The organism is Paenibacillus sp. Marseille-P2973 (assembly GCF_018101095.1).
Lineage (GTDB): Bacteria > Bacillota > Bacilli > Paenibacillales > Paenibacillaceae > Fontibacillus > Fontibacillus vini.
Genome location: NZ_JAGQEH010000002.1, coordinates 223508 through 242531, shown reverse-complemented (window position 1 = coordinate 242531; position 19024 = coordinate 223508). Strand labels below are relative to the sequence as shown.

General features: G+C 44.7%; 17 protein-coding genes and 1 pseudogene. 5 read left to right on the top strand and 13 right to left on the bottom strand.

Going from position 1 to position 19024, the window contains the following annotated elements:
- The first annotated feature begins 13 nt into the window (after nucleotides 1-13).
- Nucleotides 14-1099: a Gfo/Idh/MocA family protein gene (locus KB559_RS04610; RefSeq protein WP_211020538.1), complete on the top strand. Its 1086-nt coding sequence runs from the start codon at nucleotides 14-16 to the stop codon at nucleotides 1097-1099.
- Between the two features lie 232 nt (nucleotides 1100-1331).
- A complete protein-coding gene (gene xerS / locus KB559_RS04605; protein ID WP_211020537.1) occupies nucleotides 1332-2402 on the top strand; it encodes a tyrosine recombinase XerS in 1071 nt (356 codons plus the stop codon).
- 327 nt (nucleotides 2403-2729) lie between these two features.
- On the opposite strand, the gene KB559_RS04600 is transcribed toward xerS, so the two are convergent.
- Nucleotides 2730-3086, bottom strand: coding sequence for an antibiotic biosynthesis monooxygenase family protein (locus KB559_RS04600; protein WP_211020536.1), 357 nt, complete (start codon nucleotides 3084-3086; stop codon nucleotides 2730-2732).
- A 259-nt stretch (nucleotides 3087-3345) separates the two neighbouring features.
- Complete coding sequence (locus tag KB559_RS04595) at nucleotides 3346-4092, bottom strand: SDR family NAD(P)-dependent oxidoreductase (protein WP_211020535.1); 747 nt, start codon at nucleotides 4090-4092, stop codon at nucleotides 3346-3348.
- A gap of 190 nt (nucleotides 4093-4282) precedes the next feature.
- On the opposite strand from KB559_RS04595, the gene KB559_RS04590 reads away from it, so the two are divergent.
- Entirely contained in the window at nucleotides 4283-4630 is a 348-nt protein-coding gene (locus tag KB559_RS04590) for a winged helix-turn-helix transcriptional regulator (RefSeq protein WP_211020534.1), read from the top strand.
- Between the two features lie 1039 nt (nucleotides 4631-5669).
- On the opposite strand, the gene KB559_RS04585 is transcribed toward KB559_RS04590, so the two are convergent.
- Nucleotides 5670-6590: an alpha/beta hydrolase family protein gene (locus KB559_RS04585; protein ID WP_211020533.1), complete on the bottom strand. Its 921-nt coding sequence runs from the start codon at nucleotides 6588-6590 to the stop codon at nucleotides 5670-5672.
- Between the two features lie 109 nt (nucleotides 6591-6699).
- Here KB559_RS04585 and KB559_RS04580 point away from each other — a divergent pair, with 109 nt between their 5' ends.
- A complete protein-coding gene (locus KB559_RS04580) occupies nucleotides 6700-7170 on the top strand; it encodes a MarR family winged helix-turn-helix transcriptional regulator (protein ID WP_211020532.1) in 471 nt (156 codons plus the stop codon).
- Between the two features lie 184 nt (nucleotides 7171-7354).
- Here KB559_RS04580 and KB559_RS04575 read toward each other — a convergent pair whose 3' ends face one another.
- The 10 genes and pseudogenes from KB559_RS04575 to KB559_RS04530 form a co-directional block, all read right to left on the bottom strand.
- Nucleotides 7355-8188, bottom strand: coding sequence for a uroporphyrinogen-III synthase (locus tag KB559_RS04575; protein ID WP_211020531.1), 834 nt, complete (start codon nucleotides 8186-8188; stop codon nucleotides 7355-7357).
- Nucleotides 8181-8546: a nitrite reductase (NAD(P)H) small subunit gene (locus tag KB559_RS04570; RefSeq protein ID WP_247681578.1), complete on the bottom strand. Its 366-nt coding sequence runs from the start codon at nucleotides 8544-8546 to the stop codon at nucleotides 8181-8183. Before KB559_RS04570 ends, KB559_RS04575 begins: the two co-directional genes overlap by 8 nt.
- A 19-nt stretch (nucleotides 8547-8565) precedes the next feature.
- A complete protein-coding gene (nirB, locus tag KB559_RS04565; RefSeq protein WP_211020530.1) occupies nucleotides 8566-11007 on the bottom strand; it encodes a nitrite reductase large subunit NirB in 2442 nt (813 codons plus the stop codon).
- Nucleotides 11008-11303: 296 nt separating this feature from the next.
- Nucleotides 11304-13373: a serine hydrolase domain-containing protein gene (locus tag KB559_RS04560; RefSeq protein ID WP_211020529.1), complete on the bottom strand. Its 2070-nt coding sequence runs from the start codon at nucleotides 13371-13373 to the stop codon at nucleotides 11304-11306.
- Between the two features lie 227 nt (nucleotides 13374-13600).
- Complete coding sequence (locus KB559_RS04555; RefSeq protein WP_481856422.1) at nucleotides 13601-13978, bottom strand: VOC family protein; 378 nt, start codon at nucleotides 13976-13978, stop codon at nucleotides 13601-13603.
- Nucleotides 13979-14025: 47 nt separating this feature from the next.
- Complete coding sequence (locus KB559_RS04550) at nucleotides 14026-14517, bottom strand: DinB family protein (protein WP_481856434.1); 492 nt, start codon at nucleotides 14515-14517, stop codon at nucleotides 14026-14028.
- A 515-nt stretch (nucleotides 14518-15032) separates the two neighbouring features.
- Nucleotides 15033-15926, bottom strand: coding sequence for a flavin monoamine oxidase family protein (locus KB559_RS04545; RefSeq protein ID WP_348772885.1), 894 nt, complete (start codon nucleotides 15924-15926; stop codon nucleotides 15033-15035).
- Nucleotides 15927-15996: 70 nt separating this feature from the next.
- A pseudogene (locus KB559_RS04540) lies at nucleotides 15997-17305 on the bottom strand (MFS transporter).
- A gap of 117 nt (nucleotides 17306-17422) precedes the next feature.
- Nucleotides 17423-17737, bottom strand: coding sequence for a thioredoxin (gene trxA, locus KB559_RS04535; protein WP_211020526.1), 315 nt, complete (start codon nucleotides 17735-17737; stop codon nucleotides 17423-17425).
- A gap of 66 nt (nucleotides 17738-17803) precedes the next feature.
- Entirely contained in the window at nucleotides 17804-18091 is a 288-nt protein-coding gene (locus tag KB559_RS04530; protein ID WP_211020525.1) for a hypothetical protein, read from the bottom strand.
- A gap of 250 nt (nucleotides 18092-18341) precedes the next feature.
- Here KB559_RS04530 and KB559_RS04525 point away from each other — a divergent pair, with 250 nt between their 5' ends.
- Nucleotides 18342-19010 carry an ArsR/SmtB family transcription factor gene (locus tag KB559_RS04525; protein WP_211020955.1) on the top strand — a complete coding sequence of 223 codons (669 nt, stop codon included), beginning with the start codon at nucleotides 18342-18344 and terminating at the stop codon, nucleotides 19008-19010.
- The last annotated feature ends 14 nt before the right edge of the window (nucleotides 19011-19024 follow it).

The window sequence follows — 19024 nt, the reverse complement described above, 5'->3', positions numbered from 1 at the left end:
GGAGGAATCATCTATGAGCAAGATGTATCGAATCGGAATTATCGGCTGCGGCGGAATCGCTAATGGGAAGCACTTACCAAGCTTAAAGAAACTCGGTAACGTGGAGCTTGTCGCCTTCTGTGACATCGTCCCGGAGCGCGCGGAGATAGCTGCAGCCGAGTACGGCTGTGAAGGTGCACAGGTCTACTCCGATTATCGTGAACTGCTGAAGGACGAATCGCTCGATATCGTCCATGTGTTGACCCCGAATGATATGCATGCGGAAATTACAATTGCCGCCCTGGAGGCCGATAAGCATGTCATGTGCGAGAAGCCGATGGCCAAGACGGCCGCCGATGCGCGCAGAATGGTTGAAGCCGCCAAACGTACGGGCAAAAAGCTGACCATCGGCTATAACAACCGGTTCCGTCCGGACAGCCTGCATTTGAAAAAGATTTGCGAATCCGGGGATCTCGGCCATATTTATTTTGCAAAGGCCCATGCCATACGCAGAAGAGCCGTACCGACCTGGGGCGTGTTCCTGGATGAGGAGAAGCAAGGAGGAGGTCCGCTCATCGACATCGGTACGCATGCCCTCGATTTGACGCTGTGGATGATGAACAACTACAAGCCGAAAGTAGTTCTGGGGACGAAATATCACGAGCTTTCACAAACGGAGAATGCAGCTAATGCCTGGGGGCCTTGGGACCCGGCGAAGTTTACGGTTGAGGATTCCGCTTTCGGTATGATCATCATGGAAAATGGGGCTACCGTCATGCTTGAATCGAGCTGGGCTCTGAACACGCTGGATGTGCATGAGGCAAAATGCACTTTGAGCGGCTCAAAAGCCGGAGCCGACATGAAGAACGGGCTGCGCATCAACGGTGAGGAGTTTGGACTTCTATACACCAAAGAGGCAGAGCTTGGAGCCGGCGGTGTTGCCTTTTATGAAGGGAAAGCCGAGAACGATGCGGATTTAGAAATGAAAAGCTGGATTGAAGCCGTGGATAATGATCTGGAACCAGTAGTCACACCTGAGCAAGCCTGCGTCGTCTCCGAAATTCTGGAGGCCATTTACGAATCGTCGAAGACGGGCAAAGCCGTATACATGAATTCGTGATTCACATTTAAGAGGCCGCTGATTAGCGGCTTCTTTTTTTACAATGAGATAAGAATGGAATCAACAGAATCCATGTAACTAATCGATATAACTTAATGAAAGATATATTGATGTCTGTAAACAGGGGGAAGCGGCTGGTCAGTTTTGGAGTTGATTCTTATAATTACGTAAAATAATAATTTGACGAAATTATAAGAATGGATTAATCTAGAAACATGAGGTGAATGCTGAAATGGATAAAATCACGAGATCGCATTATATGAGCCGAATCGATGAGAAATTAATGGAACTGCCGTGGTACGTCACCGAATACATAGACACGCGCAAACGCAGATTATCACATACTACGTTGTTGAATTATTGCCACGACTACATTATATTTTTTGATTGGCTGGTGTCCGAGAAGTTTGCAGCTCCCACGCGTAAAGAAATCGAATTATCGATTCTGGAGAAACTGACCGTACGGGAAATCGAAAGTTTCTTGACGTTCCTGGAGTATCAATTAGGCAACACGAAATTGACAATCAACCGGAAACTGTCCGCTTTGAAGTCGTTATTCGATTATTTGCAAAACAAAGCCGAAACCTCAGATCTGAAACCATATCTCGAACGAAATGTGATGGCCAAAATCGAATTTAACGCAATAAAAGAAAGCCAGGAAACGATCGCCAATCGAATTGAAGGTAAAATCCTTCGGGCCGATGATTTTGAACTGTTCCGGCAGTTTATAGCGTATGATTTCGGTGTTCAAAATCGGGAAAACAAGCGTTTGTATCAATTCCATGAGTTTAACCGCGAACGCGATACAGCAATCGTATCGTTTATCCTGGGCTCCGGATTGCGTTTATCGGAAGTTGCCGGCATCAATATCGAGGATTTGGATATGAACAAAGGTTTAGTACGGGTCATCCGTAAAGGTAATAAGGAACAATATGTATATTTTAGCGAACAAGCAAAAACGGACCTGGAGAATTACGTTCAGATCCGCAGTGACCGATATAAACCGGAAAAATCAGAAACTTACTTATTTATGGCAGCACCGATCGGACGCAAAGGCAAAAACCGGCGATTAACACCGAGATCGATTCAAAAGCTGATCGAAAAATACGCTAAAGCATACGGTAAACCGGCGCTAACGGTTCACTCATTGAGACATTCTTTCGCTACACGTTACCACCAGGAAAATAACGATGTCCCGCGACTTAAAAATCAGTTAGGGCATTCATCAATCCAAACGACAATGATCTACACGCATTTAACAGATGAAGAGATGCAGAAAGCCGTAAACAATATGGATAAATAATGGACTGGGAACAAGACCGAAAATCTGCGGAAACCTTGTTCCTGTCTTGTTTTTATTATACTTATTCACAAAACCCGTATTTTGTACATATGTAGTAGCGAAAGAAATAACCTTGTGGCTGACACTTCTTCCAAGCATTAATACTATTCAATTTTTGCCTATAACTAAAACTAAAACGCGAGACAAAACTTCAAGTTTTGTCTCGCGATTGGCTTCATCTCATTACTATGCAAATCACGGTTGGTTGATCAGTACATGAGCTTCTCGTTTGCTGATTATTATGATCCGAGTACCACAAACTTGGAAATATTTGAAACATGTAGTCACCTACTTTAAGGATTGTTTTTTAGATACTCCAGTTAAGTTGCTTCCCCATTCAGCAACTGGGATTAACCAGCTAACCATTCTATCATTCAGCAATTCGGAGAGAACTCCTTCATACTCCTTGCGGTAGGGCTTAGGAAACTCTTCTTGCAGCCAGCTTTCTTGTGTGCCTTTCCATATCTCGTAAATGACGATGTCTTCCGATTGATCCATGTCATCATGAATAATGGCGTTCACAAAGTTAGTTTCATTTGACATAATGTCAACCAGTGAGGATAATTGCTTGCGAAAATCATCTTTCTTACCGGGTTTTACTTTGAAGCGTATGTTAAGGATAATTTGATTATTATTGTTTGTCATAGTTGATACACCTCTTCTTTAGTTTATTAGCACTGTTTTTGTTTCTTCGAAAATTCAATACATTTTGTATATTGTATCCATCGGTTAAACTGGTTATTATTCTGACTTTTCAATAAAGACACCTAAAATTAACCCATTCTCAATGACTATGAAGTCGTGACCAGAGATTGTTTGTGGGTTGTCAGAAGGTCCGAAATACCAGCTAAACTTTACTTGACCATGGTGTTCTTCTAAGGAACTTTCGTGGAATATCTCCGAACTAAACTTGTGCAGTTCCGCCATCCACGAACAATTCAATTCCATTTATATAGTTGCTTTCATTCGAGGCAAGAAACATTACAGCATTTGCAATTTCTTCAGATGTTCCCACTCTGCCTAGTGGAATTACGGTCTTGGCATGTTCAAGGACATTTTCGACCTCGGCTCCAAATAAGTAATTATAAGCCGGTGTATGAACGGATCCAGGACTAACGACGTTTACACGAATTTCAGTTCCTTTTAGATCAAGAATCCAGTTGCGAATTAACTGTCTTATTGCTGCCTTTGATGCGCCATAGACACTGAATGCTGGGTCACCCACGGAACCAGCCGTGGACCCGGTTATGATAATCGAACCTACATTGTTCGGAAACAAGGGCAACGCCTTTTGAACCGTGAATATCGTTCCTTTTACGTTAACGTCGAATGTTTTGTAATAATGTTCTTCTGTAATCTCACCCAATGGAAGGAATGACCCAAGACCAGCATTTGCAAAGAGAATGTCCAAATGTCCTTTCTCTTGCTTCACTGCTTCGAACAGTCTGTCTAAATCCGCCAGATTGGAAACGTCACCTTGAATACCAGTTACATTATCTCCAATCAGCTTCACCGCTGAATCAAGTTCACTTTGTCTGCGTCCTGTAATAAAAACATGTGCACCTTCTTTTGCAAACTTCTGCGCTGTTGCAAGACCGATGCCGCTAGTACCCCCTGTTACAACCGCTACTTTTCCATTAAACTTTCCCATGTTATGACTCTCCTTGTAAGGTTAATTTTTGTTCTGAGTATATTATCTCTTGACTGCCGTTTTTTCAAAAAAACTGTTAATAACATCCCACAAATGATATTATGTATCAAAAGTAATAATTATAGAAGTACCCACTTTTTTGTTATATAGTAACTAAAAAGTAATAATTGACACTGGAGGAGTTTTCTACATGAAAGTTTATTATTGTAACCTTGAAGTTACATTGGAGGTAATTGGGGGGAAATGGAAAGGGCTAGTTTTATATTATTTGATACATGGTCCAAAACGAACGAGTGAGTTAAAGCGACTTGTACACAATATAACTCAAAAAATGCTTATCCAAACGCTTAGAGAATTAGAAGCTGATGGACTTGTAAGCAGAAAAATGTTTAATCAGGTCCCTCCGAAGGTCGAATATTCGACCACAGAGCTTGGGCAATCGCTTGAACCAATTCTAAGAGCGCTTTGTGAATGGGGTGACGGTTATGCCGATAAAACATTCACTGAAGGAGAAGTGCAAATTTTGAAAGTTGATTAAAAATCACTAGCATGCAAAGCGGATTTACGAATGTGACCGTTGAGCCGAAGGATGAATCTAGGACGTAATCATACAGGTCTTCTCCCTTCATCCCTTAACGTTTTGTGCATATTTGTTTCGACGTGGTCATTAATTAAGCAGACTTGTGTCTCACAAAAACGACATAAGTCTGCTTAATTACATTTAAAGATATACTGTTTTCGATTGATTATTCCAATATTGATAAGCAATTACTATTGAACAAAACGAATACTGTTGTTAAATTCATACGTCGAGACTTATTCTGATCTTGCCCTTATAGGGTTCATTAGGTCCTTTAGTTCTTCTCGGGTAGCCCCGAGTGATTGATTGATCCAAGTGATCGTGCCATACTTAGTTTCATGGTTAAGATCGCACTCAAAGCCAAACTTACTGTAAAATCGCTCCGAGCGGTTGATATGATCCCAGTCGACACTCGAAATCCAACCGGTGATAAACCGGATATTCATCTGGTCTACAAGCTTCAAAATGGCATTCATTGTGATTGATCCGTAGCCGCTACTAACTCTGTCACCTTCAATTCGTATGTCCGCAATCTCCATCCTAACGTATCATTCTCAAAGGAATGCAAAGCTGTATATAGATGTGCTGGCCGCCTCCTGCAGGACCGTTCGTACAGGTCGGAATTATATGGAGAAGATCAGAATGCTCGAGACACTAAAATGGAAAATCACTCCCACTCCTGTTGCGTTGTTTCGAGTTTGCGCTGTCTCACTTACCTAAAGCAATCATGTTATTCCGTACAGGGGTCCCTTGACTTTTATATTGGGATCCAATTATCTAATCGGCTATGAATGCAAGTTCTTGTCCATTTTTTCGCCTTTTTAATACCTAGCAACCGTGTTTAACCTCTCATCTTATCAATTGTCACATAACAATGTGAACGCACTAGGTTCGGGTTCTTTTGGGACTATGTTCTTGTCCACCGACACACCTTTAGGGCCATCCTTTTGAGGAATGGCCCTTTTTTTGATTCGTTTTGATCACGCCTTTTAGGTTCTTACTTAGATTCGATGCGACCTAATGTATTGGCCCTCTCCTCCAGATTCTTCCGGGCTGCCAACCAGCTTGAATCGTCGAGATTGAGCGCATCGCGAAGGTAAGACCACGTGAGCTGTTGGAGCAAAGCAACTCGTTCGGGGTTCTCGTCCGTCGTCTCAGCGACGTTGTATCCGGAGATTCCGCCAAGTATATGCTCTGCACCGAAGAGGATGAGCAGGCTCTTTCTGCCCGGGCTCAGGAAGTAGGGATCTGTGAACCAGTCCGGCCCCCGAGTGGACAGGTGGGATTGGTCATGATCTCCCGCGACCACGAGAGCCGGCGTCCTCATATCGGAAAAGCTCGGGTTCATGAATGGGAAGTGCTCTGCCGCGAACGGACTCAAGTCAGCTCCACCAAGGCCAGTCGTGGAAAGCAATATGCCCGCCTTGATCCGCGAATCGGACATGTCCTCTCCCGGTTCGCCATTGGCATCGAGGACTCGCGCGCCAAGCAGCATGCTCACCGTTTGGCCTCCCCAGGAGTGTCCGGCCGCGGCGATGCGGCTGCGGTCGAGACGTCCGCTGAGGCCTGGAATGGATGCTTCAATAAGATCAAGTTGGTCAAGGATGTGCTTCAGGTCTTGGACGCGAAAACGCCAGATCAGTGGTGTACGGGGATCGTCAGGAGGAAGGTTCAGTGTCCTCGAGTCGAGATGGGTGGGTTGAATGACCACGAAGCCATGAGCAGCCCAGTAATCGACTAACGGACCGTAGCTGTCCATCGACCAACCAAATCCATGCGAGAAAATAATAATAGGCAATTGACTACCCGTCGCTGGCACTGATACCCGCACTTGCAAATCCTCCCCGCGGCCCGGGGCTGACAGCACTATCGGCTTTACTGAGAGGACTGGAGTAGACGTACTTACGTGCATTTTCATAATAGATATTCCTTTCTTGGTCTTCTCAATTTAAACACAGGTTGACGTGTCAACCTTTAGTGATGATATCATGTTGAAGTTGTCACGTCAACCGTGTTATTATATTCCCATGGATAAGAGCAAACTGAACGATGAAGAAATTCAATTATGGTATAAGTGGAAAGGATCCTTTCATAGCATCTTCGGCCGAGTAATTAAAGAGATGTCCGAGCGCACCGGACTATCCGAGGGTGATTATGGGGTATTGGATCGGTTAGACCTTTTGGGGAACGGCTGCCTTCGCCAACAAGAGCTGGCCGAATCTATGGACTGGGATAAGAGCCGATTGTCACATCATCTGACGCGTATGGAAAAACGAAGCCTTGTAATGAGGAAGCCATTAGACGCAGATCGAGGTGTTCAAGTCATTATCACCCCAATAGGAAAGTCAGCATTAGATGATGCCCGGCCCATTGTCTCTATGGCCATACGCAAACATTTCCTAGATCAGTTAACCGACTTAGACATTGAATCGATTATGAGGCTGGCGGAAAGAACAAAAAAAGGGCCTTTAGCGTCTAGTAATCCCTCGAAGCAGTGACCGCGCTTTTTGAAACAAATTTGTTGAACGTTAATTGAACTGGCCCCTTTCATCAAATAACGGAGGGGGCTTTTGCTTCAGCAAGCTTATAGAAAAAAAGCAAAGACTGTCACCACTCGCTAACACCCCGAGTGGGACAGCCCTTATATTACAACCTTAACTCCAGATATTATGTTCTCCGCTTTTAATCTGCCTTTACTCCACTTTGCTGAGCTTCATAATAATGCGAGATCTCCACAATTAAAGCACCCATTCGTTCTATCTCCGGCACGATAATCCGGCTGATCCCTCTATCTCGAAGCGCCTCAGCCGTTACTTTGCCGACAGCGGCAGCCAGCACATCCTGTTCAAAGACGGATTTCACCTCTTCCTCACGTCCATGTTCTCTCGCATAATCAAATAAATATCCGACTTGTACTCTTGTCGTAAAACAAACGGCATCCACTTCTCGCTGAATCAGTTCATTCATAAGCGATGCAAGCGTCTCCTGCTCAGGAGCATGATAACGATAAGGCAGTACAGCTTGAACATCCATGCTGCCTTTGCTTTGGATAAACTGATATAACTGCGACGACAACTCGCCATGAAGCTGAATCCACACCTTTTGATCGGTAAAATCAAACACCTCGAGCTTTTCGATCATACTGGCAACCGTTCCATCATCATCACAGACAACCGGATGAATACCGGATTTCTTTAAAAAGGCGTTTGTTTTATAACCGCGGCAGGCTATCTTAGTTTCTTTCAATCTCTCTTCGAATTCAGTTACGGCGTTAAGCCTCTCCGCAGCCTGAATCATGGCTTCAAATCCAATGCCTGTCGTGAAAATAAACCAGTCTGCTCCCTGCTCGATAAAACGCTTTACATCCTCTTCCACTTCAACCGGATCACAATCCGTTAGCCCCTGAAGTGAACGGATAAGGGGGATTCCACCTCTGCGTTCAATAATTTCAGCCATTTCTTCTGTTTTTTGCGACCCTGCAATGACAATTTTTTTGTTCTGAAGTTCTTTACTCATGGAACAGCCCTCCCTCTTTCGTAAGTAATCCAATCCGTACCTCGTTCCTGAGAACTTGAACCGGATAGGCCCGAACCTGTCCCGTATCGGGATCAAGCACTTGACCATCCGTCAACGAAATTTTCCAGTCACAGATCGGGTCGAACAGGACCTCTCCGGATATCATTCCTTCCGCAATTGTGCCTCCGCGCGGCCCAGGGCTTTTATTCTCAAGCGCATAGATTTGTCCGTCCGTTGTTTTGAATACCGCAATCACTTCCTTACCCAAGCGAACAACTCGTCCCAGTCTCTCCGGGAAATCATCCACATGGCCAACTAGGTAATACGTATATTCATTGCTGTTCAATATTGGTTCCATCTTGCAGCCCCTTCCTATTTCAGTCCTGGTTCGTTGAGACAGTGATTTCATCAAACATCCGTTCTCGCAAATTTGAATTGTTCAGGATTTCACTCCAAGGTTCCTTCACCTGAGCCAGGGCGACCTCCATTCGCTCAGCCAAAGCCCGGCGGTTATCCAGATCATGGACTACAGCTTCTGTGACGGACTCTAGTCCCACCCGTTCGATCCAATCCGAGGTCCGCTCCAGATATTTGCCTGTTTCCCGATAGTACTGCATGAACGCGGAGACAATCTCCAGAAGTTCTTCATCTGTTCGCACCTTGCACAGCAGTTCAGCAAGTCGGGCTTTAATCCCGCCATTACCGCCAACGTAAATTTCCCAAGCCCCCTCATTGCCGACGATCCCAATATCCTTGGTTGATGACTCCGCGCAGTTACGCGGACAGCCGTTTACGGCAAGCTTGAACTTGGCTGGCATATCTAACCGCTCGAACTTCTTCTCGAGTAATATTCCCATTCCCATCGAATCTTTCGTACCAAAACGGCAGAATTGTGATCCCACGCAGGTCTTGACCGTGCGCAGCGCCTTCGCATACGCATAACCGGAAGGCATGCCAAGGTCCTTCCAGATCTTCGGCAGGTCCTCCTTTTTGACCCCAAGCAAGTCAAGCCGCTGACCACCGGTTACCTTAACCAGCTTGACATTGTATTTTACCGCTATATCAGCAATCAGTCTGAGATCCTCCGGAGTGGTTACCCCGCCGTACATCCGCGGCACAACGCCAAATGTTCCGTCCTTCTGGATGTTCGCATGCATACGTTCATTTACAAAACGTGAATCCTTCTCGTCCACATGCTCAGTCGGCCAGATCATACCCAAATAGTAATTCAGCGCCGGACGACATTTGGAGCAGCCCTCAGGGTTATCCCATTCCAGCGCATACCTTACTTCCTTAGAGGTGATCAGCCCCTTTTCTTTAATCGCCGTCACGACTTCATCTTTGCTCAATGTGGTACAGGAACAGATTGCTTCCTGTTTCGCTGCTGCTGAATCATATTTGTCCCCGAGCACATATTGCAAAATCTGCTCTACAACAGGCCGGCAGCCTCCACAAGAACGCGATGCGCTTGTCGCTACCTTGATCTCTTCCACTGTGGTTAATCCTTTTTCGTTAATGGCATCGACAATGTGTTTCTTCGTCACACCATTACATCCGCAGACGATTTCTTCGTCCGCCAGCTCAGCGGCCGTGTTCCCGGTCTCCACCGAGGCTTGTCCAACAATCGCATCATGGATGGCTTCCGTCATAACCGTGCCCGTTCGAATCCACTGCTGCAGTCTGGAGGATTCCTTCCCGTCACCGACCAGAACACCGCCGACGATCCGTCCGCCGCGGAGCAGCACTTTTTTGTAAATACGTCGCCAGTCATCATGCATCCGCACAATGGACAGCCCTTCTGCATCCATAAACTCACCAGCGGAGAACACGTCTACACCAGATATTTTGAGCTGAGTAGATACCACAGATCCTTCATACGGCTTCGTATCCACTCCGCACAGATGCTTCGCAAGCACAGCCCCCTGCTCAAACAGTGGAGCCACGAGCCCATATGTAATGCCCCGATGCTCGTTACATTCCCCGACTGCATATACATCCGGTACCGAAGTACGCATATAATCATTCACGAGAATACCCTTGTTAACAGCTATACCGCTTTCCTTAGCTAACGCAATATTCGGACGAATTCCTACCGCCATAACTACGAATTCCGCATCCAATGTTGTTCCATCGGAAAAACGAATGCCGCTGACTCGCTTGTCCCCCAGAAACTCCTCGGTCTGCTTGCCTGTTGCGAATTTCAAGCCTTGACTTTCCAGTTCTGCCTGAAGCATCAGCGAGGCGGTATGGTCCAGCTGACGCTCCATGATCTCCTCAAACAGATGGACCACCGTCACATCCATCCCCAGTTTAAGCAGCCCCTTAGCTGCCTCTAGTCCAAGTAAGCCTCCGCCAATTACGGCAGCCTTCTTGTACTGATCAGCCGCACGCAGCATATTCTCGCAGTCCGCAATGTCCCTGAAACCTACAATTCCTTCTTTATCTGCTCCTGGAACCGGAAGGATAAACGGGTTGGAACCGGTTGCAATGATCAGAGTGTCATACGGAACTTCCATACCGTTGTCTGCCTTCACGGTTTTTTGCTCCGTATCAATATGCGTTACAGTCGTTCCCGTATACAGCTCTATTCCGTTCTCAAGGTACCATTCCCTGTCGTTTAAAATGATGTCTTCTACCGCTTTACTCTTCTCTAGCACATACGATAATTGAATACGATTGTAGTTGGGATAAGGCTCGCTCCCAAAAACGGTGATCCTGTAAGCGCCGGGTGCCAGTTTTAATATTTGTTCCACCGTGTTGATCCCGGCCATCCCGTTACCAATCAAGACTAGATGCCGACGTTCTTGTGCTTCCACCATGCTGAAACCTCCTAAATATATAGTCCTATCCATGCAAAAGTGAACTTGTAACCTTCTAAACATCATACGTACAAGCGAACCAGTTTTAGCAGATTTTCTCTGTTTCTATCATAAGAAAAAATGAGTATGAAGGGAACCGTTTATTTTAATTTTTAACTAAATGATTGCTTAATCAACTTCATAATCGTATTAAGCGCGTGAAAATAACAAGCACACCGGTTAGCTTTGAGTAAGCTCAAATTAACGGTGTGCTTGTTAAAAAACTTTGTAACGTTCAATGCGATGAATTCTAACTATTATTCCAACGAAATGTTAAATGTTGATCCCACATGGCCTGCAAATACGATTGTTCCGTTTTCTGGGAGAACAACTTCATTATTTCCGCTGATTACGGTGTAATTCACGCATGTTCCATTTTTGTCATACACCGCATAGGATCCTTGTTCTGGCATCGATACGATCATCTTCTTACCAGCTATTTCTTGAGGTATACTATACCATTTCGAATATCCATCTGTTTGCACAGTAACCTTAGATTGTTTTCCTTTATAGATAGGCACTACATTATCTTCACTTATATACAAACTTCCAGCCGATTCAAAGTATTCGATACCTTCTTGAGTATAAAAGCGATACTCAGCACTATCCCGGCTTCCCGTTCCAGGGACTTGATGTTGACTCACTGCAGTATTCGGTCCTGTAATTTTCTTATCCCCCAAATAATCCGGCAATTCTTTGTTACGGGAAATCTTGAGGGTTGGATTTATCATGTAAACTAATGAGCTATACTTCTCGTTCACAGCGTAATAGGCTTTGCCTTCTCTTTTTGCCCATATATCTTCCGTCTCTTTAGAGAGAGGCTGACTCTCCAGCTTCTCGACTACGTACTGTGATATTGCCAGTTGCCCTAACCCCGGAACGGTTGCATATTCTCTACTCCACACGTAGGTGCGTCCATGATCGCTTACGATACTAACCTTTGAAGTTCCCTCTTGGTTAACAAAGGACCCATCCGAAGTATATACAAATTTCTGCTCTGGATACCCTGGGACAAGCGGCACCGATAATGTTAGCTCTCCATCCTGTATAGCAATTTTAATTTGTTGGCCGGTTGAGCCATAATAGCCTGAGTATTTTGAAATATCGTCCGGCATGTCAGCCTTAACAGGAGTACCGAATGATTTCTCCGGTTTAATGTCTTTGATTGCGCCCTTCTCTTTCAAGGCCTGAAGAAGCAGCTCGTGTGCCAGAAGTTCGTTTGTCGAACTGCTTCCGCCTGATGACAAAACAGCAGCAGCCATGTTCTGCTCAGGGAGCACCACGAGTGAAGCATGATAAAGAATTGTGTCTCCGCCCTTGCTGAGGCCCTTTATTTTATAATCGCTGAAAGGAAATAATCTAACACTATCCCAACCGAGTCCGTAGTCAATTATATTATCCGCTTCTTCGGGCCAGATTCCCTTCTTGAATTCCTCTTGCTCCATAGCCAGTACCGCGCTGTCCGAGAGAATATCTTCTCCTTGTCTCATAAAGATTTGCGCAAATTGTACCAAATCCTCTGCTGTGGAGTAGATCCCGCCCGTTCCAATCACATTAACGGTTTCATTTGGAAGCTGCTTTTGGTAGGTTGGATAATAAAGTCCAGGAAAATCGTTTGCTTCCAATTTGTCTTGAGTTGTCTTCGTATGTTCCATATCCAGCGGTCCAATGATATGTTTTTGAAGGAATGCGGTAAATTTCATCCCACTGACTCTCTCTACAAGAATCTCGGCCAAAGTAAATCCATCGTTACAGTAAACCGAGTATGCCCCCGGATCGGCTTTCAAACTTTGTGTAGACAACTGCTCCAGCAGATTATCATGCGCGTAGGTGTCATTGTCATTGAACAGAAATGCATTACCCAGGCTTGACCCTTGAAGTCCGGAAGAATGATTCAGCAGCATACGCGGCGTAATTTGCTTATAGCGTTCATCTGCCATTGTGAAATCAGTTAAGTACTTTGCAACCGGGGTATCCAGATTGATTTTCCCTTCATCCACCAATTTCATGACCGCAACCGTCGTAAACATTTTACTCGTTGATCCTATCCCATACATGGTTTCCGAGGTCAAAGGGATTTTCCCTTCTTGGTCGTTTAATCCCGTCTGTCCTGACACTGTAATCTTGCCGTTGTCGATCAGGGCATACTGTACGCTGGTCGTACCGTACTGCTCGGTCAGCAATGCCGCTTTCTCCGAGGCGCTTGCCGCCTGTGTCTGACCAGAAGTTGAGGTTGCAACAGTCTCATTAGATGCCAGTGCCGCTGTCGGGATAACCGGTGTTAGTGCAACAGCAGCACTAAGAATCCAGACCAACCTTTTTTTCATGCAAAAACCTCCCTATTTTAGAAACTATGATGTATTACGATTCACCAGATAATATGGTTCATATTTCCACAAAAAAAGCCTGCTCTGATGAGCAGGCTAAATGAATTTTATCTAGCGGCTTCTGCCACACTTGGATCAAAGAAGCCACTATCAGCATACAAGCAAGATCGTGTTCCCTTAATCATGTACGTTTAAGGGCATAAGATCAATCTTACCGGCTGCTCATATTATGTTAATTGTTGCGCAATCTCCCAAATATGTCCGCCCGGATCGGCGAAGCTTGCAGTCCGCACTCCCCATGGACGGTTCATTGGACCGTTGAGTAGAGTGACATCGCGCAAATTAAGCTCGGCGCAGACAGCATCCACGTCGTCTATCCGAATGGTGAATTGAAACCGCGACCCTGCCTTTTGATTTGCGACCTCTTCAGGAGCTATAAGCCCCCGCGCAGCAGTAACATCAAGCAAGTTAATACTCATGTTTGCAAAGTCAAACACAGCAGAGTTCTCATCCTCATAAGCGGCGGAAAGACCGAAGATCTCATGGTAAAAAGACTTCGCGGCGTGTAAATCCTCTACAAACAATGTTATAACGTTAATACTCATGGACCCTAGAGTAATCATCGCTTCACCTCTTCATGATTTTTAGGAATTTAGGTAAAGATCCCGCCTAATCGATCATCGGCAGGAGGCGGGAAACCCAGACTTCTCGCCATCGAGACGATTTGTCCTTTGTGATGAAATTCGTGAGTCTCCACATGAGTTATCAGTAGCAATGGAGTGGGTGCCTTCGGGTAACCTTGCCAGCTCTCGTCTTGCTCGATCGGTTCAGACCAACGATCGTCGTATTCGTGAAAGAACCGTTGCACCAGTTCATCCACTTCCGCAAATCTCTCACGGATGAATTTCACATTGGCGCTTTCAACTTCATGTACGGGAATATCCCTATGTTCGTTTATCTTGTGGAACGCAAAAGATCCTAACCAGAACGTATAACTTTCAACGACATGAGCATAGGTTCGAATGATCGTTCCACGCCCAAATTCATGAACTGGTTGATGCAAGATTTGAGGCGGCAGTTCTTCCAAGAATGCAAACATATTTTGTCTAGCGGATCTGATCAAATCGTATTGTTGCTGCAACATATTCGACAACTTCAATCACTCCTTGAATTTCGAATGATACTGTCTCGGTTTGACCCTATCAGAATAACAGCTCGAACGCCTCCCGCATATCCCACATTGCTCTATTCGTTAAATTATATCATTTAAAGTACCCCGATAATTGGAATTGTTTAGGTGCCTCATTCGCTTATTTCTTTTCTCACCGCTCGAAAGATTCCTGCACAAATATTGAACAAATCTGCCGGTCCCGCTCGCTAGCTCCGAAGTAAGATTCAATCCCAAAGCGTTCTGTTACTAAGGCATGGAGTTGCGACTTATCGATGCTTATTATCTGTTTTATACCGCTGTATAAGTTCAAAGACCGCTCGGTCAGCCGATTGAAGTGCGCCCTCAAGGTGCCCGCCTTGTACAGAAGTTGTTTCTGAGCCTGCAAATATGATTTTATTATTCCAGTCTTGTAAGTCACCAGGTAGACCATATCTTGGATAATCTCTGATAGGATCGGTGTCTCCTGCAGAAGACGTTTCTTGATCACTCTACCAATCTTTATAAAGTAAAGCTATGTTATTTTCTGCGAGCGGTCCGAAAAGTCGTGTTAATTGCTCCTGAACAGATTTCAGAAGACTTTGTTCTCCCAGCTCAATACGCTTCTTCGCAGGTATGCCAAAGAAACCGAAAAGCGCACCCGCCCCGGTTACGGGCGAAGCATCGTGGATTTCTTGTAAAGGGCCCACCCAACTTGTCGCGAAACCGGAAAACCCTTGCTCACGCCAAAAAGGACGTTCGTAGATTGCTACTACCTTCGCTTGTGCTGCCATCCAGGTGGGCTTGTTCATTAGGCTCTTCTTTAACTCAGTTGACAATTCAGGAACGAAGATAAGATTCCGGGCAATAATTCGGGGTGGTAAGGCCAGTATAATGGAGCTAGCAAGGATCTCTTCTTTTCTTCCTTCAGCCTTAATCGCAAGGGAACCATCCGCCCTCATATGAATCGAAGACACTTTTGTGTTCAGTTCAACTATACCTTTAGGTAATGTTTGGGCTACGGCATCCGTGAGCATCTGGACACCGCCTACTATTCTCAGAGAGCTTTCTACCGCTCCTTCCGGCAACAGATGGCGCTGAGGAAGTGCATGTTGAGACCGCTCTGAAACAAAGAACCCTTGGTTATACTGTTCAAACGTTTCTAATCCAAGTTCGTTCACAAGATCTCTGATGGCAGGCTCATATTGTGGCCAAAACCAAGTAGGACCAAGGTCAAAGCTTCCCAGATCAGGTCTGCCCTTTACCTCTTGGCTCAAGACTCTCCCTCCAATACGATCTCTTGCTTCGAGTACGCGGCACGGAATTCCTCTCATGACGAGTAAAGAAGCAGCCCGAAGGCCGCTTAAGCCCGCTCCAACAATAATCACGGGATCATTTTTATTCATGTAAAAATTCCACTCCTGTACTCCTTCATCTATTCGATAAGCGATACATCCCTATTTTTTGAAAACCAAGCTATTTTTTATGGAACCAAATCACAAGTGGGATCAAAAGAAAGGATGTGATAGCTCCGGCTAAAGAAAGTGCTGAATAACTGGACTGTGCTACAACCATACCCGACAATGCCCCTCCAGAGGCTCCCCCTAAAGCAATCAAAACATCCACTGTGCCTTGTGTCTTTGCACGAGTCTGTGGAGGCGTTGCATCAACGATGGCCGCCGTGCCGCTGATTAACCCAAAGTTCCATCCCAATCCAAGAAGTGCAAGTGCAAGAATAAGCACTCCCATGGAATCGCCAGGACCAAATGCAGCTAATAAACCTGATAACAACAAAGTAAATCCAGAGGCGTATGACATAATAGTATATCCTAATTTATCGACGAGAACGCCAGTGATTACGGAGGGCAGATACATCGCAGCAACATGAATTCCGATAACAATTCCAACCTTGCTCAGATCGTGACCATGATGCTGCATGTGAACAGGGGTCATCGTCATAATAGCAATCATCACAATTTGGGTAAGTACCATGACTGTTGCACCAACAATAACCCCCTTCTTATTCACGGTATTTTCTTGAGCTCGTAACAGTTCCCCATGATCGCGGAATGCCTTGACCTTTTGTCCTTCTGCAATAGCCTTAGCGACTATGAAAGGATCTGGCCGTAAAAATATCAGGAGAACAAGGCCGGCAAAAATATACGCTACAGCTGCCAGCATGAATGGTCCCGACAAAGGAGGGGCACCGAAGAAAGTAGCTAGCCGTCCGGTTAAATTCACCAGATTGGGGCCGGGTAACTGCGCCAAACGTAGTGAATACCATAGCCAAACTTATCGCCTTTGCCCGATGGCTAGGCAGCGCCAAATCTGTACCTGCATAACGTGCCTGTAGATTAGTTGCCGTACCTGCACCATAAAACAGCATAGAAAACAATAGTAAAAAAATACTGTTTAAAAGCGCCGCAAAAACAACTCCGATGGCTCCTAGGCCGCCTATGATGAATCCTGTAGCAAGTCCTGCTCGGCGTCCCCAACGTTGAGAAAGCCTACCCACCCCAAAGGCTGCTCCCGCAGATCCCAACGTAAACAGCGCTGTAGGAATTCCCGCATAACTATCTGTACCAAGCATGTCTTGCGCAAGCAATGCTCCTACTGTGATTCCAGCCGCTAACCCTGCTCCAGCTAGAATTTGTGAAGAAATAACGATCCTCATTGTTTTTGCGTGTAGCTGACGCTGTTTCTCTTCTGAATTCACATATTCCAGAATGGAAAAGGAATGCCTGTCTTTATCCTTATTACTAACTTCCGCTGATTCCTTTATCATTTGTATCTCTCCTCGTCCCACGAAAGCAATACTCTTGATTATGTTAATCAAGCTATGGAAAGTTGGCTAATTTAAAAGGAGAGCCAACCTTACAGGTTGACTCCCTCCGCAGCTCAGTCAGATTAGATTTAGGATTTTTGTTTTAAGTGTAAGTTTTTGATTTATACCTACCATTTGATCCACAAGCTTACCATCTTTAAACACCAGCAGAGCCGGAATGCTCTGAATACCAAATTGTGCAGCCAATTCAGTATTTTCGTCGACATTGACTGTGGCGATCGTAGCTTGCTCCTTCAACTCATCTGCTAATTCATGTACGATAGGAAGTTGAATTTTACATGGCCCGCACCAAGGAGCCCAAAAATCAACTAAACTTACACCCTTCTGGATAGAGTTATGAAACGTTTCTTTTGTCAACGCTGTTGCACTCATTATAAGTACCTCCCCAAGTCTGTTGTATAATTCTCTAATTGAATAGTTGTTACCGTGACATCGTTACTAAAATGTACTATATATACGGATTTCTGGTTCAGCTTGAAGCAAGTCTTTAAGTCCAACTACAACGTCATTAGTAAATAGGTCGCTCTCAAGATATGCTTTTGCGTCAGCCTCGTTATTAAAACCATGCAAAACTTGAACATCTTCATCACGTACTAACAATTCTTTAGACACCGCGCCAGAAATACCTGAAAGAAATGGTTCCTTATAAGTTGTATAAACCTTTGTAGCCGCCTCTCGTTCCGATGAGTTAATTCTCAATGTAATTTGAAGATAAGCGTTTGCCATGATTTCTCCTCCATTGATAAATGTATCGATTTATACAAATTCTATTATTCAATCGATCAATTGAATTATATTTCATGGTTGTTTCTTTCGTCAAGTAATCATCCATCGTGAAACTTTGATTACATTTAAGATCATGTTACAATTTTAGTAATCAATTGATTCATGTTTAATGAATTAAAGCTAATGATTGAAGATAAATGTTGTCGCGATAAATGCGAAAGAGTATATCGTAGAATTGAGGTTGATCATTGTGGAAGGTTCATTGGATTCAGCAAAAGAATTAAAAGAAGATCTGTATAGACAACTTGCAAGGATTGGAAAATGTCTGTCTAGTGACAAAAGACTGGAGATTCTGAACGTATTGTCTCAAAGTCCTAAATCCGTAGAAAAATTGGCTGCTTGTACAGGCATGACTATCGCCAATGTATCTCGTCACCTTCAAATTCTGCTTGATGCAAAGCTTGTTAAGTTTTCCAAAAGAGGAACCTATGCCATTTACTCATTGGCAGACCCGGAGATCATCGATTTCATGTCATCCCTTTGGCGCATAAGCGAGAAGCAACTTCCCGATATCGCAAAGTTGAAAAACGATTTTCTAAATAACCTTGAGGGGATTCAAACGCTTTCCATTAATGAAGTTATGGAGAAAGTGAATAATGATTCTATTGTATTAGTAGATCTGCGTCCTAAAGAAGAATTTGAAATGGGACATATATCCGGAGCGATTTCACTTCCTATGGAGGAACTCGATACATTGATGTCAGAACTACCCAAAGATGCGGAGGTCATCGCTTACTGCCAGGGACCACTTTGTGTATATTCGGCCCTTGCAGTTCAAAAATTACAACAAAATGGTTATAAAGCATACCGTATGGAAGAAGGAATAAATGAGTGGCAAGGGCATGTAATGCCCCATTAATGTAGTTTGAGGTA